Annotated in this window: 18 protein-coding genes; 6 read left to right on the plus strand and 12 right to left on the minus strand. The window is 70.8% G+C overall.

Annotation, left to right across the window (positions count from 1 at the left end; translation table 11 throughout):
• The first annotated feature begins 6 nt into the window (after nucleotides 1-6).
• From cseB to K9S39_RS20270, 3 genes are all read left to right on the plus strand, one after another.
• Nucleotides 7-717 carry a two-component system response regulator CseB gene (cseB, locus tag K9S39_RS20260; RefSeq protein WP_248864781.1) on the plus strand — a complete coding sequence of 237 codons (711 nt, stop codon included), beginning with the start codon at nucleotides 7-9 and terminating at the stop codon, nucleotides 715-717.
• Between the two features lie 8 nt (nucleotides 718-725).
• On the plus strand, nucleotides 726-2,027 hold the full coding sequence (gene cseC / locus K9S39_RS20265; protein WP_248864782.1) for a two-component system sensor histidine kinase CseC: 1,302 nt from the start codon (nucleotides 726-728) through the stop codon (nucleotides 2,025-2,027).
• 399 nt (nucleotides 2,028-2,426) lie between these two features.
• A complete protein-coding gene (locus tag K9S39_RS20270; RefSeq protein ID WP_406707976.1) occupies nucleotides 2,427-2,618 on the plus strand; it encodes a hypothetical protein in 192 nt (63 codons plus the stop codon).
• On the opposite strand, the gene K9S39_RS20275 is transcribed toward K9S39_RS20270, so the two are convergent.
• Nucleotides 2,600-3,289, minus strand: coding sequence for a M23 family metallopeptidase (locus tag K9S39_RS20275; RefSeq protein WP_248864783.1), 690 nt, complete (start codon nucleotides 3,287-3,289; stop codon nucleotides 2,600-2,602). The genes K9S39_RS20270 and K9S39_RS20275 overlap by 19 nt on opposite strands.
• 512 nt (nucleotides 3,290-3,801) lie before the next feature.
• Here K9S39_RS20275 and K9S39_RS20280 point away from each other — a divergent pair.
• A complete protein-coding gene (locus K9S39_RS20280; RefSeq protein WP_248864784.1) occupies nucleotides 3,802-6,426 on the plus strand; it encodes an NACHT domain-containing protein in 2,625 nt (874 codons plus the stop codon).
• Nucleotides 6,427-6,549: 123 nt separating this feature from the next.
• Here the strand turns inward: K9S39_RS20280 and K9S39_RS20285 are convergent, their stop codons facing one another.
• A complete protein-coding gene (locus K9S39_RS20285; RefSeq protein WP_248864785.1) occupies nucleotides 6,550-9,075 on the minus strand; it encodes an ATP-dependent Clp protease ATP-binding subunit in 2,526 nt (841 codons plus the stop codon).
• A 502-nt stretch (nucleotides 9,076-9,577) separates the two neighbouring features.
• Here K9S39_RS20285 and K9S39_RS20290 point away from each other — a divergent pair.
• Nucleotides 9,578-10,306 (plus strand): SCO3374 family protein, encoded by a 729-nt coding sequence (locus K9S39_RS20290; protein ID WP_248864786.1) that lies wholly within the window; start codon nucleotides 9,578-9,580, stop codon nucleotides 10,304-10,306.
• On the opposite strand, the gene K9S39_RS20295 is transcribed toward K9S39_RS20290, so the two are convergent.
• The 10 genes from K9S39_RS20295 to K9S39_RS20340 form a co-directional block, all read right to left on the minus strand.
• A complete protein-coding gene (locus tag K9S39_RS20295) occupies nucleotides 10,237-10,572 on the minus strand; it encodes a histone-like nucleoid-structuring protein Lsr2 (RefSeq protein ID WP_248864787.1) in 336 nt (111 codons plus the stop codon). The two genes, K9S39_RS20290 and K9S39_RS20295, sit on opposite strands and share 70 nt — an antisense overlap.
• A gap of 156 nt (nucleotides 10,573-10,728) precedes the next feature.
• On the minus strand, nucleotides 10,729-11,247 hold the full coding sequence (locus tag K9S39_RS20300) for an amino-acid N-acetyltransferase (protein ID WP_248864788.1): 519 nt from the start codon (nucleotides 11,245-11,247) through the stop codon (nucleotides 10,729-10,731).
• 9 nt (nucleotides 11,248-11,256) lie between these two features.
• Nucleotides 11,257-11,712: a BlaI/MecI/CopY family transcriptional regulator gene (locus K9S39_RS20305; protein ID WP_248868869.1), complete on the minus strand. Its 456-nt coding sequence runs from the start codon at nucleotides 11,710-11,712 to the stop codon at nucleotides 11,257-11,259.
• 173 nt (nucleotides 11,713-11,885) lie between these two features.
• Complete coding sequence (locus tag K9S39_RS20310) at nucleotides 11,886-12,071, minus strand: hypothetical protein (protein WP_248864789.1); 186 nt, start codon at nucleotides 12,069-12,071, stop codon at nucleotides 11,886-11,888.
• A 64-nt stretch (nucleotides 12,072-12,135) separates the two neighbouring features.
• Nucleotides 12,136-12,789, minus strand: coding sequence for a hypothetical protein (locus K9S39_RS20315; protein WP_248864790.1), 654 nt, complete (start codon nucleotides 12,787-12,789; stop codon nucleotides 12,136-12,138).
• Between the two features lie 153 nt (nucleotides 12,790-12,942).
• A complete protein-coding gene (locus K9S39_RS20320; protein ID WP_248864791.1) occupies nucleotides 12,943-13,740 on the minus strand; it encodes a type III pantothenate kinase in 798 nt (265 codons plus the stop codon).
• A 4-nt stretch (nucleotides 13,741-13,744) separates the two neighbouring features.
• Nucleotides 13,745-14,824 (minus strand): carboxylating nicotinate-nucleotide diphosphorylase, encoded by a 1,080-nt coding sequence (gene nadC / locus K9S39_RS20325; RefSeq protein ID WP_248864792.1) that lies wholly within the window; start codon nucleotides 14,822-14,824, stop codon nucleotides 13,745-13,747.
• Nucleotides 14,821-16,674: an L-aspartate oxidase gene (locus tag K9S39_RS20330; RefSeq protein WP_248864793.1), complete on the minus strand. Its 1,854-nt coding sequence runs from the start codon at nucleotides 16,672-16,674 to the stop codon at nucleotides 14,821-14,823. Before K9S39_RS20330 ends, nadC begins: the two co-directional genes overlap by 4 nt.
• Nucleotides 16,671-17,834, minus strand: coding sequence for a pantoate--beta-alanine ligase (gene panC / locus K9S39_RS20335; protein ID WP_406707977.1), 1,164 nt, complete (start codon nucleotides 17,832-17,834; stop codon nucleotides 16,671-16,673). Before panC ends, K9S39_RS20330 begins: the two co-directional genes overlap by 4 nt.
• Nucleotides 17,831-18,775, minus strand: a complete 945-nt coding sequence (locus K9S39_RS20340; RefSeq protein ID WP_248864794.1) for a Rossmann-like and DUF2520 domain-containing protein — start codon at nucleotides 18,773-18,775, stop codon at nucleotides 17,831-17,833. The genes panC and K9S39_RS20340 overlap by 4 nt, the downstream gene beginning before the upstream one ends.
• A 302-nt stretch (nucleotides 18,776-19,077) precedes the next feature.
• On the opposite strand from K9S39_RS20340, the gene K9S39_RS20345 reads away from it, so the two are divergent.
• The gene (locus tag K9S39_RS20345) at nucleotides 19,078-20,346 is read left to right on the plus strand and encodes a threonine aldolase family protein (protein WP_406707978.1); all 1,269 of its coding nucleotides are present in this window, start codon (nucleotides 19,078-19,080) and stop codon (nucleotides 20,344-20,346) included.
• The last annotated feature ends 3 nt before the right edge of the window (nucleotides 20,347-20,349 follow it).

A 20,349-nucleotide genomic window follows, 5' to 3' on the forward strand; every position in this document is an offset into this window, starting at 1 on the left:
AACCGCATGGCCGATACCCATGTGCTCTTTGTCGAGGACGACGATGTGATCCGCGAGGCCACCCAGCTGGCGCTGGAGCGGGACGGTTTCGCGGTGACCGCGATGCCCGACGGGCTGGCGGGGCTGGAGGCGTTCCGTGCCAACCGTCCGGACATCGCGCTGCTGGATGTGATGGTGCCGGGGCTCGACGGGGTGAGTCTGTGCCGTCGGATCCGTGATGAGTCCACGGTCCCCGTGATCATGCTGTCGGCGCGTGCCGACTCGATCGATGTGGTGCTCGGCCTGGAGGCGGGTGCCGATGACTATGTGACCAAGCCGTTCGACGGTGCGGTGCTGGTCGCCCGGATAAGGGCGGTGCTGCGCCGTTTCGGGCATGCGAGCGGTCCGGAGGGCACGGGTGCGGGCGCGGTGGAGCCGGAGGTGCCCGCCGAGGCGGTGCTGCGCTTCGGTGATCTTGAGGTGGACACCGAGGGCATGGAGGTCCGCAAAGATGGCCGCCCGGTGGCGCTGACGCCGACCGAGATGCGTCTGCTGCTGGAGTTCTCGCATGCGCCGGGGACGGTGCTGTCGCGGGACCGGCTGCTGGAGCGGGTGTGGGATTACGGCTGGGGCGGTGACACCCGGGTCGTGGACGTCCATGTGCAGCGGTTGCGCGGCAAGGTCGGCCAGGACCGGATCGAGACGGTCCGTGGCTTCGGATACAAGCTGAGAGGCTGACGCCCGCGGTGGTCAGGGTGGCCCTGCGGACGGGTCTGAGGTGGAAGCTCAGTGCCGCGATCGCGCTCGTCGGAGCGCTGGTCGCGGTCGCGCTGAGCCTTGTCGTGCATAACGAGGCCCGGAGTTCGATGCTCGACAACAGCCGGGACATGCAGATCAAGCAGCTGGATTTCACGCAGAAGTTCTTCGAGTCCACCCATCGGCTGCAGTTCGGCGCGAAGATCGACGATCCGGCGCTGCCGCGGGAGCTGCGGGACAAGGTCAGCGCGGGTGAACGTGCCACCTACCTCCAGGACACCGGGGAGACCGTCCCCGAGGTGTGGGCGGCGACGCCGCTCGGCGACGGCCGGGTGTTGTCGATGCACGGCCGGGACCCGGACCAGTTCGCCGTTCTGGACGATCTGGACAAGGCGCTGCTCATCGGTTCGGCGGCGGTGGTGGTCGGCGGGTGTGCGCTGGGTGTGCTGGTCGGCGGGCGGCTCTCGAAGCGGCTGCGGACGGCGGCGGCCGCGGTGGGCAGGCTGGCCGACGGCGACACCTCGGTCCGTATCCGTGACGAGGTCGGTGGCCGGGTCCGGGATGAGACCGATGATCTGGCGTGGGCCGTGGACGCGATGTCGGACGCCCTCCAGGAGCGCATCGAGGCGGAGCGGCGGGTGACCGCGGATATCGCGCACGAGCTGCGGACGCCGGTCACCGGTCTGCTGACCGCGGCCGAGCTGCTGCCGCCGGGCCGGCCGTCCGAGCTGGTACGGGACCGGGCGCAGGCGATGCGCACGCTCGTCGAGGATGTGCTGGAGGTGGCGCGGCTGGACGGCTATGCGGAGCGGGCCGAGCTGCAGGACGTCGCCCTCGGCGAGTTCGTCACCCGCCGGGTGCGTTCCCTCGACCCGGATATCAGCATCGATGTCGTACGGGACGCGGAGGTCACGACGGATCCGCGTCGCCTGGAGCGGATTCTGGGGAATCTCATCGCCAATGCGTCGCGGCACGGCGAACCGCCGATAGAGGTGACCGTCGAGGGCCGGATGCTGCGGGTTCGTGATCACGGCGCGGGCTTTCCGGAGGCGTTGCTGCGGGAGGGGCCGAGCCGGTTCCGTACCGGCAGCAGTGATCGGTCGGGCCGTGGTCACGGGCTGGGGCTGACGATCGCGGCCGGTCAGGCGCGGGTGCTGGGGGCCCGGCTGACGTTCCGTAACGCGGACGCGCTGACGGATGGGTCGACCGGTGCGGTCTCCGTCCTGTGGCTGCCGGAGAACGCTCCGACGTCCACGGGCAGCTTCCCGGTGATCCAGCTTCCGGATCGGTGACGGGGCGTTTCCCTCTTCCAGGGCCACGCGGCGATGGCTCCACGGCGAAGGCTCGATGACGAAGGCCACATGGCGAAGGCCAGACGGCGAGCGGCCCCCGGCGTATATGCCTGAGTTCTGGTGGTCGCCGTCTGGCCCTTGTCGGGGGCCGGTTCTCAGACGGTCTCCGCGACCGCCCGGTCCGCCGGGGCGGGCGTCCCCGCCCGTCGGTGCCTCGGCGGGGCGCCACGCAGCGAGACCCTCCTTGAGGAACCGGGCCGCGGCGAAGCCGATGACGCTGATCGCCGCGCCCCACAGGAAGGCTCTTCGGGTCCAGCTGATCGCCCAGAACAGCGTCGAGATGAAGGACATGGGCGTCGGCCCCTCTTCGACTTCCTCCGGGAGCCCGACTCCGAGCTGGTGGATCAGGTGCGCTGCATCACGGCGCTGCTCTCGATGCACGCGGGCATGTTCGCGATGCAGAACGTAGCGGGCGACCCCGAGGAAAAGCGCGAGGCCCTCCTCAGGGTCGCCACAGAACTGGTCACGGCGGCCAACCCGCCGGGCCGCCGGCCAGCCCGGCCGGACTCGACTCAGACGGAAGCGCCGTGAGCCCGCAGGAATCCGGTCGGCTCGATGCCCGTCCCGTAGTTGGGACCGGTACGGACCTCGAAGTGCAGGTGGGGGCCGGACGAGTTGCCGGTGGAGCCGACCAGACCGATCTTCTGGTCGGTGCCGACCTTCTGGCCGACCTGGACGTGTATCGCTGACAGGTGCGCGTACTGGGTGTACTTGCCGTTGGCGTGCTTGATCACGATGGCGTTGCCGTACGCCGGGCCGTCGCCGCCGCCGTTGGGGCCGGCCTTCACCACGGTGCCCTTGGACGCGGACTTCACGGGGGTACCGGACGGCACGACGAAGTCCTGGCCGCTGTGCTTGGCCGACCACATGTTGCCGGCCAGGCCGAAGGTCGAGCCGAGGGTGTACTTGTCGAGCGGGGCCACCCAGGCGCCGGCCTTCTTCGCTGCGGCCCTCTTGGCGGCGGCCTTGGCCTGCTGGGCCTTCGCGGCCTTCTTTGCGTCGGCGGCGGCCTTGACCTGCGCGTCGGCCTGCTTGCTGAGCGCCGGGGCGACACCCGAGGCGACATTCGTCAGGTTGGATCCGGCGGCGTTGGCGACACCGGCGCCGAGGGCGGCGGTCATGCCCAGACCGGCGGCCACCACGGCGACGCGGGTGTGCAGAGCGGGCTTCTTGGAATTGCGGATGGCGGCGAACTTCGACATGCGGGTTATTTCCTCCAGGGATCTGGAATCAGGAATTGATTCGCCTATCCCGGCTGCGGTCCGGGTTGGCCATCCCTTGGTAACCCGCATTCAGCAACCCGCCAAACTCTCTTCGCTACTACCCGACGCCGTATCCAACGGAATGTAATTCAGGTCATAGCGGGCGGCCGAATCCGCTTACCACGACCACTCCACTCGTGGTCACATACTCTCTGACCTGGCGTTTTGTCGGTGCACCCCAGAGCGCCGCGCACCCTCCGGCGGTACCGCCGCGATCCCCGCCACCCCATCCCCATAATCCCCTACCTTTTCTAGTAGGCGGCCAATTCCATGTGTGCCATGTCACCGGCACATAAGCCCTGACCCACATTCGGTGAAGCATTTTGTGACCTGGATAACGTGACATGGGTTACTCGAAAAGCCGGAATTAGTCGAATAGGCCACCTGTCCGCCGGCGGGCGCGTAACCTGGCTGAGGCAACGTCAGCAGCCACGGGGGAGGCCGTCCGCGCGATGGAACCGTCAGCAGTCGGGATACGGCTCGCCTCCGGCGTCGTCGCACCGCTCGTCAGGAAGCTGTTCGTCAAGGAGGGGCCGGGGGCCGGGCTGGTGACGCGGCCCGTAAGGATCTCCGGACTGGTCTCCTTCAAGGGCGAGAAGCGGACCCTCTCCGACAAGGACCTGCGCAAACTGGCGGCGGAGCTGGTGACCCGCGCCGTACGGGCCGCCGGCCCCGGCGAACGCCCCCTCCCCGAGGACGAGGAATCCGCCCTGGCCGACGCCCTCGCCACCACCCTGCGCGGCCTCGGCGAGCTGGACATGGACGACGTACAGGCCGTCCTGCTCGGCCACAGCGCCCTCGCCGAACGCCTCGCCCTCGCCGCCCCGCACACCCCCCGCGCCCTCTCCCGGGACGCCGAGCTGCTGCATCACGCCCTGCTCGGCACGGCCTGCCTGCACATCGTGCACTTCTTCACCCAGCGGTCGACGTTCGTGGCCCGCACCCTGGTCGAGCAGACCCGGACCCTGGACGGCGTCATCACCAAGATCGACGAGTTCCTGGACGGGCACCCGTCCCCGCGGACCGCCGACCTCGCCTTCGAGCGCACCTACCTCCCCTACATCGCCCGCAAGCACAGCCGCCTGACCATCTACGGCATCGACCTCGCCCACTCCCCGGACCGGTGGCCGCTGGACTCCACCTATCTGAGCCTGGGGGCGACAAGCCCGCGGCCGCGCACTGCGTTCGGACTCTCCGACGAGTGGCTGGTCGGCGGGGGCCCACCCCTTCCGCCCCAACGCGCCGACCGGGCCCTCGCCGACTTCGACCGCGTCCTGCTGCGCGGCGTCGCCGGCTCCGGCAAGACGACCCTCATCCATTGGCTGGCCGTCTCCTGCACCAAGGACCCCGCCGACACCCCCCTCCCCCACCTCTACGGCCGCATCCCCTTCGTCCTCCCCCTGCGCACCCTCACCCGCTCCGGCGGCGCCCTGCCCACCCCCGACCGCTTCCTCGCCGCCGTCGGGTGCCCGCTCTCCGGCGCCCAGCCCGACGGCTGGGCCGAGCGCGTCCTGAGCCAGGGCCGGGCGCTGCTGCTGATCGACGGGATCGACGAGGCCCCGGAGGACGACCGCGAGGCGGTGCGCGGCCGGCTCCGTGACTGGGCGGCCCGCTACCCGGACACCGTCTGCATCGTCACGTCCCGCCCCTCCGCCGTCCCGTACGAGTGGCTCGCCGACGACGGCTTCACCGAGCTGTCCCTGGCGCCGATGAGCCGCGAGGACGTGGCCGCGTTCATCCAGCGCTGGCACCGGGCCGCCGCCCAGCAGAACCCCGCCGACCTCGACCGCCTCGGCCACTACGAGCACACCCTGCTCAACGCCGTCCGCATCACCCGCGACCTGGGCCGGCTGGCCACCAACCCGCTGATGTGCGGGCTGCTGTGCGCACTGCACCGCGACCGGCGCGGCTATCTGCCCCATGGCCGTAAGGAGCTGTACGACGCCGCGCTGTCGATGCTGCTGGAGCGGCGGGACCGGGAGCGGGCGATGGTCCCTACGGACGGTGTGGAGCTGACCCGGCAGCCCAAGATCCAGCTGCTGCAGAAGCTCGCCCACTGGATGCTGATCAACGGGCGTTCGGAGATGGACCGGGAGACGGCCATCGCGACCCTCGCCGCGCATCTGCCCGCCGTCCCGGACGCGGCCCGTCAGGGCGGCCCGGAGGAGGTCTTCCGCCACCTCCTCAACCGGACCGGGCTGCTGCGGGAGCCCACCCCGAGCACGGTCGACTTCGTCCACCGCACCTTTCAGGACTATCTCGCGGCGCGTGCCACCGTCCAGCAGCACGACTTCGCGCTGCTGCTGGAGCATGCCCACCATGACGCCTGGGAGGACGTCATACGGATGGCGGTGGCCCTGGCCCGGCCCGACGAGTGTGCGGCCCTCCTGGACGGCCTGCTGGCCCCGCACGCGGGCATCCGCGCCGCCGAGGCCCGGCACCGCAAGCTGCTGGCGGCCGCCTGCCTGGAACACGCGGCCGAGCTGGCCCCGGACGTCCGGGCCCGGGTGCGGCGCTTCACCCGGGACATGGTGCGGCCCAGCACGCCCGCCGCGGCCCGCGCCCTGGGCTGGATCGGGTCGATCGTGCTGGAGATGCTGCCCGACCCCGCGCATGCCTCCGACGACGAGGCCCTCCTGCTCGCCATCACCGCGACCTCCATCGCCGACGACATGGCCATCGACTATCTGACGGGTCTGCGGGACCGCGCGCACCACGACATCCGGGCACAGCTCGCGGGGGCCTGGCGGCACTACGACACCGCCCGCTACGCCCGCGACATCATCGCCCACCTCGAACCGGAGGAGCTGTACTTCCCGGTCACCGATCTGGAGGAGCTGCACACCCTGCGCCGACTCGGCGGCCGCCCGCATCTGCGGATCGCCGGGCACTTCACCCCCGAGCAGCTCATCGAGGGCATCGCCCCGGCCGAGGGCCTGACCCGGCTGTGGCTCGCCTATGACCTGGGCGCCTCGATGGAGTGGCTGTCGGCCTTCCCCAAACTGGACACCCTCAGGGTCGGCCGTCGGCTTCCGCCGGTGACCGGTGTCCCTGACGGCATCCGGGTCATCCAGTAGCGGGCCGTTCCCACGGGGAACACGGCCCGGCACCGCGCAGATACGGCACCGTCCGGATACGGCACCGCCCCGGAACCGTGGGTAACGGTTCCGGGGCAGTCGCCTTGCCGTATGCCGGGCGCCTCAGGCGTCCTTGCTCAGGTTCGGGCCCGAGCCGCCGGCGGCGGACTCGATCGGCGGGGCGTCCGGCAGGGCCGACTTCTCCTCGCCGCGGAAGGTGAACTTGGCTGTCTCACCCTCGCCCTCGACATCGACGACCACGATGTGGCCCGGACGCAGCTCGGTGAAGAGGATCTTCTCCGAGAGGGCGTCCTCGATCTCCCGCTGGATCGTGCGGCGCAGCGGCCGGGCGCCGAGCACCGGGTCGTATCCGCGCTTGGCGAGCAGCTTCTTGGCGTCGCCGCTGAGCTCGATGCCCATGTCGCGGTCCTTGAGCCGCTCGTCCACCTTGGCGATCATGAGGTCGACGATCTGGATGATGTCGTCCTCGGTCAGCTGGTGGAAGACGACGGTGTCGTCCACACGGTTGAGGAACTCGGGGCGGAAGTGCTGCTTGAGCTCTTCGTTGACCTTGTTCTTCATCCGCTCGTAGGTGGACTTGGTGTCGCCCTGGGCCGCGAAGCCGAGGTTGAAGCCCTTGGAGATGTCCCGGGTGCCGAGGTTGGTCGTCATGATGATGACCGTGTTCTTGAAGTCCACGACCCGGCCCTGGGAGTCGGTCAGCCGACCGTCCTCCAGGATCTGCAGCAGCGAGTTGAAGATGTCCGGGTGGGCCTTCTCGACCTCGTCGAAGAGCACGACGGAGAACGGCTTGCGGCGCACCTTCTCGGTGAGCTGGCCGCCCTCTTCGTAGCCGACGTAGCCGGGAGGCGAACCGAACAGCCGCGAGACCGTGTGCTTCTCGCTGAACTCCGACATGTCGAGGGAGATCAGCGCGTCCTCGTCGCCGAACAGGAACTCCGCGAGCGTCTTGGACAGCTCGGTCTTACCGACACCGGACGGGCCGGCGAAGATGAACGAGCCACCGGGACGCTTCGGGTCCTTCAGGCCGGCACGGGTACGGCGGATGGCCTGGGAGAGCGCCTTGATGGCGTCCTTCTGGCCGATGACGCGCTTGTGCAGCTCGTCCTCCATCCGCAGCAGCCGCGAGGACTCCTCCTCGGTGAGCTTGAAGACGGGGATGCCGGTGGCCGTGGCCAGGACCTCGGCGATCAGCTCCTCGTCCACCTCGGCGACGACGTCCATGTCGCCGGCCTTCCACTCCTTCTCCCGCTTCGCCTTGGCGGCCAGGAGCTGCTTCTCCTTGTCGCGCAGGCCCGCGGCCATCTCGAAGTCCTGCGAGTCGATCGCGGACTCCTTCTCCCGGCGCACATCGGCGATCTTCTCGTCGAATTCGCGCAGGTCCGGCGGTGCGGTCATGCGGCGGATCCGCATCCGGGAGCCGGCCTCGTCGATCAGGTCGATCGCCTTGTCCGGCAGGAAGCGGTCGGAGATGTAGCGGTCGGCGAGGGTGGCCGCGGCGACCAGCGCGGAGTCCGTGATGGAGACACGGTGGTGCGCCTCGTAGCGGTCCCGCAGGCCCTTGAGGATCTCGATGGTGTGCGGCAGCGACGGCTCCGCGACCTGGATGGGCTGGAAGCGGCGCTCCAGGGCCGCGTCCTTCTCCAGGTGCTTGCGGTACTCGTCGAGCGTGGTGGCACCGATGGTCTGCAGCTCGCCCCGCGCCAGCATCGGCTTGAGGATGCTGGCGGCGTCGATCGCGCCCTCGGCGGCGCCCGCACCCACCAGGGTGTGGAGCTCGTCGATGAACAGGATGATGTCGCCGCGGGTGCGGATCTCCTTGAGGACCTTCTTCAGGCGCTCCTCGAAGTCACCGCGGTAGCGGGAGCCGGCGACCAGGGCACCGAGGTCGAGGGTGTAGAGGTGCTTGTCCTTGAGGGTCTCGGGCACCTCGCCCTTGACGATGGCCTGCGCCAGGCCCTCGACGACCGCCGTCTTGCCGACGCCGGGCTCGCCGATGAGGACCGGGTTGTTCTTGGTACGGCGGGACAGCACCTGCATGACCCGCTCGATTTCCTTCTCGCGCCCGATGACCGGGTCGAGCTTGGTTTCCCGGGCGGCCTGGGTCAGGTTGCGCCCGAACTGGTCCAGGACGAGCGAGGTCGAGGGGGTGCCCTCGGCCGGGCCGCCGGCGGTGGCGGCTTCCTTGCCCTGGTAGCCGGAGAGCAGCTGGATGACCTGCTGCCGCACCCGGTTGAGATCGGCGCCCAGCTTCACGAGGACCTGGGCGGCGACGCCCTCGCCCTCGCGGATCAGGCCGAGCAGGATGTGCTCGGTGCCGATGTAGTTGTGGCCGAGCTGGAGGGCCTCCCGGAGCGACAGCTCCAGGACCTTCTTGGCACGGGGGGTGAAGGGAATGTGCCCGGACGGGGCCTGCTGGCCCTGGCCGATGATCTCCTCCACCTGCTGGCGGACCGCCTCGAGCGAAATCCCGAGGCTCTCCAGGGCCTTAGCGGCGACACCCTCACCCTCGTGGATCAGGCCCAGGAGGATGTGCTCGGTGCCGATGTAGTTGTGGTTGAGCATCCGGGCTTCTTCCTGAGCCAGGACGACAACCCGCCGCGCACGGTCGGTGAACCTCTCGAACATCGTTAATCGCTCCTCAGAGCGGTCAGAAAGATCGGGGACGATCCCCTCCCTGTCCTTCCGCATGCTAGTCCCGCGGGGCGGGACAGCTCATTCCAACTGCCGACACCCGTCCGGATCACCCCGCGCTGGCGGGGAAATTTACTGCCTGCCGAACAGCTGACATCTGCTCCAACTCGATGGTGCGAGACGATGTTCCCGCAGGCCAGGCATATACGCCCTCCGCTACTACGCCCATGGCGAACGCGAGGGCCGTCGACACACCCGGCCACCGCCCGCCGTCAGCACGAGCGGCGCGCATTATGCGCGGTCACACCGTTTTTCCCCACTGAGACTGTCCTACCCGCTGCCACTGACACTCCATGCGGCGCGGGGCCCTTCCATCCGCTACGGGCGAACATCAACACGCCACTGAGCGCGCCTTCACGCCCCCTCCTTCGCGCACCCTGGGTATTTGCCTGTCAACCCAGCGTAACTTCACGGGTGCGGAGGAGTTGCACCGTGCATGGCCCGCGCCCTTCCGCGACCCCGTACGCCTCTTGCCGCCGTCCGCCGGTGGTACGAGGACGAGCTGGGCTGGCCGACCACCGGCACGGAGCCGGTGGAGCTGCTCACGGGGGTGTGCTTCGACGTCCTGGAGATGCCGGCCGACGCGGGGAGCGCCGTACTGCGGCGGCTTCCGTACACCGGTCCGGTGGCGCTGCTGCGGGCCGGAGGGGGCGGGAAACACACGGTTCATCGGCCGAAATTGCTCATGCTGATCGCGGCCGGCGGCGCCGAGGAACTTCCCGGAATCCTGGAATGGCTGGAATGGGGCGCCCTGGCGCCGGATCTCACCGCGCGGGGAACCGGAGAGCGGGTGCCCGCCCCGTCGCTCCCCACCGCGGCACCGCCGTCGTACAGGCCGTCGAACGGCCCGTACGTCATGCCGTCATCCCCCGGATTCGGCTCACGGGAGGCCGCCGGATGGTTGCGGCCTCCCGAGCCCGGCCGCGAGATGGTGAATTCCCTGCCCGCTCCGCGGCTCATGGCGGCCGGGGCGGGAAACGGGGACGGTGGGGGCGCCCCCGATCTCGTGCGACTCGTGAGCACGGCAGCGACGGAATGCCACCGGGCCCGGCTGCTGCGTGCTCGTGATTGTCAATCGGATCGCGCGCGCGGCGATCAGGCGTTGGCCTTCTCGTATGCCTCGCGAATGTCGGCGGGAACACGGCCGCGGTCATTGACGCTGTAGCCGTTTTCCTTGGCCCACGCACGGATCTTCGCGGTGTCCTGGCTGCCGGCCGCGGAAGCCGTACGGCCCTTGCCGCGGCCGCCGGAACGGCCACCGGTCTTGCGGCCCGACTTCACGAACTCCGCGAGAGACTCACGCAGCTTCTCCGCGTTGGCGTCGGAGAGGTCGATCTCGTAGGACTTGCCGTCGAGAGCGAACGTCACGGTCTCGTGCGCCTCGCCGCCGTCGAGGTCGTCGACAAGAAGAACCTGAACCTTCTGTGCCACCGGGAATCCCTTTCATCGAATGCGGATTACACAGAAAGCAAACCGCTTTTCCGGGAAAAACACAAACCCTTGGGTAGGGTTCAGTTGCCGCCCGGCCGGGGAACACTTGCTTCCGTACCCATGAGATAGGGGAGCGATTCGGACATAGAACACTGATCACAGGTGCAGAAGCATGCGGCTGTTACCCAGGGTGTTGGGCTTCACTCGTTCGAGACCGAGGAACTCGGCAACGCCCTCGTCATAGGAACGCAGGAGCTCACTGTAGACATCACCGTCTACCGGAGTCTCGCCGATCTCCACGAAGCCGTGCTTGACGAAGAAGTCGACTTCGAAGGTGAGACAGAAAATGCGCCGTACTCCGAGCCGGCGCGCGGTACGCAGCAGCCTGTCCAGGACCTGGTGGCCGACTCCGGACCCCTTGAGCTGCGGATCCACCGCGAGAGTGCGCACCTCGGCCAGGTCTTCCCACATCACGTGGAGCGCCCCGCAGCCGACCACCTCGCCATCTTCGTCCCGCTCGGCCACCCAGAACTCCTGGATGTCCTCGTAAAGCGTGACGGTGGCTTTGTCGAGCAGGATCCCGTCACGCGAGTAGGCGTCGATGAGGCGGCGCACGGCGGGCACATCGCCGGTCCTGGCGCGGCGGACGGTGAGCCCTTTTGAATGCGGAGGCATGCCCGGACGCTATCGCTCCTTGTCGGCGGTGCCCGCGTCGGGTTCTTCCCCGTCGGCGGATGTGGCCGCCGCTTCTGCTTCCGCATCCCGTGCGGGTTCCCGTTCACCGACTTCCGCGGGATCGTCCGCTTCCGGCGGTTCATCGACTTGAACCATCCGTACGGCATCCCGCAGTGCTTGTCGTTGTTCCGGCGACATCATGCCGAAGAAGGCGACAAGAGCGGCGGCGGGGTTGTCACTGGCGGACCAGGCTTCGTTCATCAGTGCGGCCGAGTAGGCGGCGCGAGTGGAGACCGCCTCATATCGATAGGCGCGGCCTTCTGCTTCGCGGCGCACCCAGCCCTTCTGATGCAGGTTGTCCAATACGGTCATCACCGTCGTGTAGGCGATCGACCGTTCCTTCTGCAGATCTTCCAGGACTTCGCGAACGGTGACCGGGCGGTTCCACTCCCAGACCCGCGTCATCACCGCGTCTTCCAGATCACCCAAGGCTCTCGGCACACTAAGAAGAATAGTGGGAGATGTCGCGAATGCCGGTTGATCTCGTTGCGTTTGTGCGGGAAAAGGATGTACGACCCGAGGCAGGCAATCCCGGGTCGTACCGTGCGCACCTGCCGCGTGAATAAGCGGCGGCCTGTTCAGGCGCCGTGTGCGTTGGGTTCCTGGTGTACCGCCGCCGCTTCGGTGCGGTGGACTGCGGCGTCCACGGCGGCGTCTTCCTTGGATTTGTTCTGGCCGCCCTGGCTCTTCACGATCGTCACGATCAGAGCGGTGAAGGCCACGGCCATCACGACGGGCGGAAGCAGCGCTGCGACGTAGTCCATGGACGTGGGGCCTCCTTTTGAGGCGTGAGCCTGACGAGACGTACGCAGCCAGGGTACGCAGCGCTCAGGCGGTGCGGCTTTCGGGGGGCGGGGTGGGCTTGCGGCGGGGCGGGAAGACCTCACCGGGCGTGGGGACGGGGCGGTCCCGCCGCGGGGTCTTCGGCCGGGGCTTCGGCTCCGGGCGCCGGGCCGGCCGCGGCGCGCCCTCCCGCTCCGGCTCACGCTTCCGCTCGCGCTCCGGCTCGTGCGCCGAGCGTCCGCCGGGCAGCGCGTGCAGCCGGGTGCGCACCGAGCGCTCGGCGAGCCGCTCGCAGTGGCGGAGCAGGGTGGTACGGCTGTCGCTCTCGGCTGCTCCGGCGCACCGTGTGCTGAGGTCGCGCAGGGCGGCGAGGTCGGCGGGCCCGGGGACGTAGCCGCCCCTGAGGGCCTCCCGGAGCCGTGCGAGGTAGCCGGCGGCCGAGCCGGGCAGGGCGTCGCGGTAGCGGGCGAGGTCGGCGCGCAGGAAGGTGCGCAGCCGGCCACCTTCGCGGACCGCCTCGTCCACCGCCTCGGCCAGCCGGAGATAGTCCTGGTTGTCGTCCGCCCCCTGCGGGCGGAGGGCGGACGGCGGGGCGGGGTGGGACGTCGACTGCAAGGCATGGGCGAGGGCGCGACGGAGGACACGCAACTCTTCGGCGCCGAACGCCATGCCGCCGCGGGATCCGTATGGCATAGGCATGCCGCGACTTTACGACTAATTCGGACAAAAGCCACTTAATTCGTGTGTGGCGGCGCGGACGATCATCGATGAACCGCGGACAACACCACGGAATCGCGGACAACGACACGTTGAAAGATGGACGAAAACCGCGTCACCGCAGACCCGCGGCATTCATGACCGGGCGATATTCCGCTCGTAGACCAGCCGCAGCCCGATGAGGGTCAGCCAGGGCTCATGCGCGTCGATCACCGAGGATTCGCCGAGCACCATCGGGGCCAGCCCTCCGGTGGCGATCACCGTCACCTCGTCCGGATCCTCCGCCAGCTCCCGGGCCATCCGGTGCACCACACCGTCGACCTGGCCCGCGAAGCCGTAGAGGATGCCGGACTGCATCGCCTCGACCGTGTTCTTGCCGATGACGCTGCGCGGCCGGGCCAGTTCGATCTTGCGGAGCTGGGCGCCCTTGACGCCCAGCGCCTCCACCGAGATCTCGATGCCCGGGGCGATCACACCGCCGACGTACTCGCCGCGCGCGCTGACCGCGTCGAAGGTGGTGGCCGTACCGAAGTCGACGACCACCGCGGGCCCGCCGTACAGCTCGACCGCCGCCAGGGCGTTGATGATCCGGTCGGCGCCGACCTCCTTCGGGTTGTCCATGAGGATCGGCACACCCGTCTTGACGCCCGGCTCCACCAGGACCGCCGGAACGTCCCCGTAGTAGCGGCGGGTGACCTCGCGCAGTTCGTGCAGGACGGAGGGGACGGTGGAGCAGATGGCGATGCCCTCGATGCCGTCGCCCAGCTCCTCGCCGAGCAGCGGGTGCATCCCCATCAGGCCCTGGAGGAGGACGGCCAGTTCGTCGGCGGTACGGCGGGCGTCGGTGGAGATCCGCCAGTGCTCGACGATGTCGTCGCCGTCGAAGAGGCCGAGGACGGTGTGCGTGTTTCCTACGTCGATGGTCAGGAGCATGGCGTCAGCGGTCCTCGTGCGGGTCGGCGTCCTGGGAGCCCGCCGCGTCCTCGCCCTCGACCGCGGCCTCGCCCTCGCGCAGGTCGAGGCCGATGTCGAGGATCGGCGAGGAGTGCGTGAGCGCGCCCACGGCCAGGTAGTCCACGCCGGTTTCGGCGTAGGCGCGGGCGTCGGCGAGAGTGAGGCGGCCGGAGGACTCCAGGAGAGCCCGGCCGGCGACCAGTTCCACGGCCTCCCGGGTCTGCTCCGGGGTGAAGTTGTCCAGCAGGATCAGATCGGCGCCCTCGGCGAGGATCGGCGGGATCTGGTCGAGCCGGTCCACCTCCACCTCGATCGGCACCCCGGGGAAGCCGTCCCGTACGGCCGTGAACGCCGCGGCGACACCGCCCGCCGCGACGACGTGGTTGTCCTTGATCAGCGCCGCGTCCGACAGCGACATCCGGTGGTTGACACCGCCACCGCAGCGCACCGCGAACTTCTCCAGGGAACGCAGTCCCGGCGTCGTCTTACGGGTGTCCCGGACCCTGGCCCTGGTGCCCTCCAGGGCATCGGCCCACTTCCGGGTCGCCGTCGCGATGCCCGACAGCCGGCACAGGATGTTCAGCGCGCTGCGCTCGGCGGTGAGCAGATCGCGGGTGCGGGTGGTGACGGACAGCAGCTTCTGGCCGGCCCCGACCCGGTCCCCGTCCTCGACGTGCCGCTCCACCGCGAACTCGTCGGTGCACACGATCGACAGCACCGCCTCGGCGATCCGCAGCCCGGCGACCGTACCGGCCTCGCGGGCCGTGAAGTCGCCGGTGGCCACCGCGTCTTCGGGGACGGTCGCCACGGTCGTGACGTCCACGCCCTGGTCGAGGTCCTCCTCGACGGCCATGTGCGCGATGTCCTCGACCTGGACGGGGTCGAGCCCGGCGGCCACCAGGAGCGCGGCGAGATCGGGGTCCAGGCCGCAGGTGAGCGGGTCGAGGTCGTACGCGGCGTCGTCGCCGGCGCAGCCGCAGGAGTCGCCGCAGCCACCGGCGGTGGCGGGCTCGCCGGTCTGGCCGATCTGCAGGAGGGGCAGGTCGTCGGAGGTGCTGTTCACGGGGTGGGCTCCGTATCGGGAGAGGTGAGGGCGGGGGCGGGGATCTGGGGCTCTTCGGTTGTCGCCGGGAAATCGGCGGTCTCCGTGGTGTGGACGTTCAGCGCGCGGTCCGTGTCGAGTGTGATGCGGAAGTGGCGGCGCCAGAGAGTGTCGTCCCGGTCAGGGTGATCCTCGCGCCAATGGCAGCCGCGGGTCTCCTCCCGGCGGTACGCCGCGGCGACCAGCACCCGGGCGACGCACAGCAGGTTGGTGGCCTCCCATGCCTCGACACCTGGTTCGGGCGCCTTGCCGGCGGCAGGACCCCCGGCAGGACCCCCGGCAGGACCCTCCCCCGAGCTCTCGGCTTCCCGGTGGAGGAGGTCGAGTTCCGCGCCGGCGCGGGCCAGGCTGCGGGCGCTGCGCAGCACACCGGCGCCGGTGGTCATGATCTGCTGCACGGCCGTACGGGCCTCCGGCGCGAGCAGGCGCAGCGCTGCGGGCAGCGCTTCGGGCGCGGGGTCTGCGTCCGGCGAGTGGCTGAGCGGCGCTTCGGGCGCGGGGGCGGTGGTGGTTGCGGACGCGTCGGGGGCGGGCCGCGCCGCGATGTCCGCGGCGATCCGCTCCGCGAACACCAGGCCCTCCAGAAGGGAGTTGGAGGCGAGCCGGTTGGCGCCGTGGACGCCGGTGCAGGCGACCTCGCCGCAGGCGTAGAGGCCGGGCACCGTCGTCCGGCCGTGCAGATCGGTGCGGACGCCGCCGGAGGCGTAGTGCGCGGCCGGGGCTACCGGGATGGGCCGGGTGACCGGATCGATGCCATGGGCGCGGCAGGCGGCGAGGATCGTCGGGAAACGGCGCTCCCACATCTCGGCGCCGAAGTGCCGGGCGTCCAAGTACATGTGGTCGACGCCCTGTTCCTGGGCCCGGCGCATGATCGCCTTGGCGACGATGTCGCGCGGGGCGAGTTCGGCGAGTTCGTGCTGCCCGGCCATGAAGCGGATGCCGTCGGCGTCGACGAGATGGGCGCCCTCGCCCCGTACCGCTTCGGAGATCAGCGGCTGCTGGCCCTCCGCGTCCGGCCCCAAGTACAGGACGGTGGGGTGGAATTGGACGAATTCGAGGTCGGAGATCTCGGCGCCGGCGCGCAGCGCGAGGGCCACCCCGTCGCCGGTGGAGACGGCCGGGTTGGTGGTCGCGGAGAAGACCTGCCCCATGCCGCCGGTGGCCAGGACCACGGCCGGGGCGTGCACCGCTCCGACGCCGTCGTGCTGGCCCTCGCCCATCACATGCAGGGTGACGCCGGACGTCCGGCCCTCGGCGTCGGTGAGGAGGTCCAGGACGAGCGCGTGCTCGATGGTGCGCAGTCCGGCGGCGCGGACGGCCTGGACGAGCGCGCGGGTGATCTCGGCCCCGGTGGCGTCGCCGCCGGCGTGCGCGATACGGCTGCGGTGGTGGCCGCCCTCGCGGGTGAGCGCGATCCGGTCGGTGCCGGGAGCGGTGTCGAAGCGGGCGCCGCTGCCGATCAGCCGGTGGACGGCGTCCGGGCCCTCGGTGACCAGGGTCCGCACAGCCGCCTCGTCGCACAGTCCGGCGCCCGCGACGAGGGTGTCGTCCCGATGCTGCTCGGGGGTGTCACCGTCCCCGAGGGCCGCCGCGATGCCGCCCTGCGCCCACCGGGTGGAGCCGTCGTCGAGGCGTGCCTTGGTGACGACGACGGTCCTGCGGCCGGCGGCGGCGCAGCGCAGCGCGGCGGTCAGACCGGCCACTCCGGAGCCCACGACGACGACATCCGCGTCGATCGACCAGCCCGGGTCGGGGGCGGTCAGGCGTATGCCGGTGGCGCCGGGGCCGGTGCCTGGTCCAGTGGCGGTCATCGGGTCGCTCCGAGGGGGCCTTGGGGGCCGGTGGGGGGTGTGGGGCTGGTGGGATCGGCGGGTTCGGCCGTGTCGTGGTGCGGCGGCGTCCTGGGGACGGCCTGGGGGCCAAAGGTGAGGCGGATGTTGTCGATGAGGCGGGTGGTGCCGACCTTGGCGGCGACCGCCATCACCGCCTCGCCCTCGTAGGCATCCGGGATCTCGGTGAAGTCGGACGGCTCGACCAGAGCCAGATAGTCGAGTTCGAGCGGCGGGTCGAGACGGGCGGCGTCGTCGAGGACCACGCGGGCCGCGGCGCGTGCCACGGACGGGCCGGGCGGCAGCGCGGCGGCGTAGGCGACGGCGTGCGCGTCGGCGGCGGCCCGCTCCTCGCCGAGGGCGGCGAGCGCCGCCGACCGGCGCTGTGCGGCCTGGCCCCCGGCGGCGGCGCGGGCACGCAGCGCTTCCTCGGCGGTGAGCCGGTCGCGGGCCGCGAAGAGCGCCGCGGAGAGCGCGAGCGCGGTGCGCCGCTCGGCGGCGGAGAGGTAGCGGTTACGGCTGGAGAGGGCCAGCCCGTCCTCCTCGCGGACCGTGGGAACGCCGACGATCTCGACGGGAAAGTTGAGGTCGGCGGCCATCCGCGTGATGACGGCCAGCTGCTGGGCGTCCTTCTGCCCGAAGAACGCGAGGTCCGGCGTCGTCAGGTGCAGCAGCTTGGCGACGACGGTCAGCACGCCGTCGAAGTGCCCGGGACGGCTGGCGCCTTCCAGGAGGGTGCCCATGGGGCCCGCGGTGATCCGGACCTGAGGCTTCCCCCCGGACTTCGTCCGGGCGGACCCCCAGCCCGGGTAGACCTCGCCGACGGACGGCGCGAAGACGACGTCCGCGCCCGCCTCGGCGGCCAGCGCGACATCCGCGTCCAGGGTGCGCGGGTAGCGGTCGAGGTCCTCGGAGGGACCGAACTGCAGCGGATTGACGAAGACCGTGACGACGACCTGCCCCTGCGGCCCGACCCGCCGGCGGGCGGCGCGGATCAAGGTGGCATGGCCCTCGTGCAGCGCGCCCATGGTCATCACGACCGCCCGCCGGCCGCTGCCGCGCGGCAGGTCACGCAGGGCGGCGGCGGTGTGCACCAGCCTCGAGGGCACAGCCGCCCGCCGGCCCGGGGGCGGGGTGGTCATCGGTCGCCTCCGTCGGGGTGCGTGGTGTCGTCGGGGGTGTCCGGGGCGGCGAGGACGCCCAGCAGGTCCTCGGCCAGTTCCGGCTTGAGCAGCCCATGGGCCAGCGCCCGGTCCGCGGTCGTACGGGCCATGGCGAGATATCCGGCGACGCTCCCCGGGGCGTGCTTGCGCAGCTCCGCGACATGGGCGGCCACGGTGCCCGCGTCACCGCGTGCGACCGGGCCGGTCAGGGCGGCGTCGCCGGACCGCAGCGCGTTGTCCAGGGCGGCGCCGAGCAGCGGGCCGAGCATCCGGTCCGGAGCCTGCACCCCCGCCTCCCGTAGCAGCTCCATCGACTGGGCGACGAGCGTGACCAGGTGGTTCGCGCCGATGGCGAGGGCCGCGTGGTAGAGCGGACGGGCGGACTCCGCGATCCACTCGGGCTCCCCGCCCATCTCGATGACCAGCGCCTCGGCGGCCATCCGCAGCTCCTCGGGCGCGGTCACGCCGAACGAGCAGCCCGCCAGCCGCTGGACGTCCACCGCGGTGCCGGTGAACGTCATGGCCGGATGCAGCGCGAGCGGCAGGGCGCCGGCGCGGGTGGCCGGGTCCAGCACCGCGGTGCCGAAGCGTCCCGAGGTGTGCACCAGCAGCTGGCCGGGCTGTACCGCACCGGTCTCCGCGAGGCCGCTCACCAGGCCGCCGAGGACGTCGTCGGGGACGGTCAGCAGCACGAGATCGGCACGGGCGAGGACCTCGGCGGGGGTGACCAGCGGGACGTCGGGCAGCAGCGCGGCGGCCCGCCGGACGGAGGCGTCGGAGACCCCGGAAACGGCGACCGGGCGGTGCCCCGCGAGCTGCAGCGAGGCGGCGAGGGCAGGCCCCACACGGCCGGCGCCGACGACTCCTACGGTGAGCCGGGCGGGGCGGTCCTGGGCCTCGATGGGCGGGTTTGCGTTCACGCGGCGATGGCCTTCCGTTCCAGTCCGCGGGGGGTACCGGACGATTCATCGCCATGCTACGCGAGTGCTTCGGGCGGGCTTGAGGGCCGTCGGAGGGGTGAGACGGGGCCGGCCTGCCCGCTCGCGAGGGCTGTCGGAAGGGTGGGACGGGGACCGGGCCTGCCCGCCCGCGACGTCCCACGTCATGCACGGTCGACCTCCCACGTCATGCGCATCCCAAGAGTTATCCACAGGGGTCGCGGGGCGACGCGAGGGTGAGCCATGCTCGATGCCACGACGCGGACGAGAGACGGGTGGGGGCCTTGGACGAGACCGTACGGACGCAGGAGCCGGGGCGCGATCGGGAGCGCGAGCGGAGCAGGGGAAGCAGAGGCGGCAGGGGAAGCTCGGACAGCGGCCCGGGCGGGGAGAGCGGGGGCGCGGCGGATCAGGGCAGCGCCCCGGCCGACCGGGCACGGCTGCTCGCGGCGTGGCACGACTCGACGCGGATGCTGGCGGGCGGCTCGTCGGGGGAGACGGTCCGCGAGCGGCTGAACCGTCTGCTGGCCGACGCCCCGGGCTCCTACGACCTGGACGACTGGCTCGATATGTACGGCAACGGCGACGGTGTGGTCGGCGAGCTGGAGCGCCGTACCGCCGACGCCCTGGGAACGGAGGCCGCCGCTTTCTTCCCGACCGGCACGATGGCGCAGCAGGTGGCGCTGCGCTGCTGGGCCGGCCGTACCGGCAACCCCACGGTCGCCGGGCACCCGCTCTCCCATCTGGAAGTGCATGAGCGCGATGCGTACGCGGTGGTCAGCGGGCTGCGCATGGTGCATCCCACGACCGGACCACGGCTGCCGACCGCCGCCGAGATCCATGACCTGCAGGAGCCCTTCGGCGCCCTCGTCCTTGAACTGCCCCTCCGTGACGCCGGGTTCGTGCTCCCGGAGTGGGACGAGCTGACGGCCGTCGTGGAGGTGGCGCAGGAGCACGATGCGGTGGTGCACTTCGACGGAGCGCGGATATGGGAGTGCGGCTCGTACTTCGGACGTTCACTCCCCGAAATAGCCACCCTCGCCGACAGCGTCTACGTCTCCTACTACAAGTCGCTGGACGGCATATCCGGCGCCGCCCTGGCGGGCACGGAGGACTTCGTCGAGGAGGCGCGGGCCTGGCGGCACCGGTACGGCGGGCAGCTGTTCCAGCAGTGGCCGGCGGCGCTGGCCGCGCTCGCCGGGCTGGACCGCGAACTGCCCCGCCTGCCGGAGTACGTGGCGCACGCCAAGATCGTCGCGCAGGCGCTACGAGACGGCTTGGCCGAGGCCGGTTTGCCGTGGTTCAGGGTGCTTCCGGAGGTACCGCACACCCATGAGTTCCAGGTGTGGCTGCCCTACCGGGCCGACGCACTGAACGAGGCCGCCGTGCGCCAGGCGGAGGAGACCAGAACGACGCTGTTCCGCAAGTGGTACGAGGAGGGCCCCCTCGGACTGTCGATGACGGAGGTGTCGGTCCGCTCATCGGCGCTGGACTGGACGACCGGGGACGTACGGACGGCGCTGGGGGACTTCTTGGGTCGGGTGGGGGCGTGAGGT

The organism is Streptomyces halobius, assembly GCF_023277745.1.
Classification (GTDB): domain Bacteria; phylum Actinomycetota; class Actinomycetes; order Streptomycetales; family Streptomycetaceae; genus Streptomyces; species Streptomyces halobius.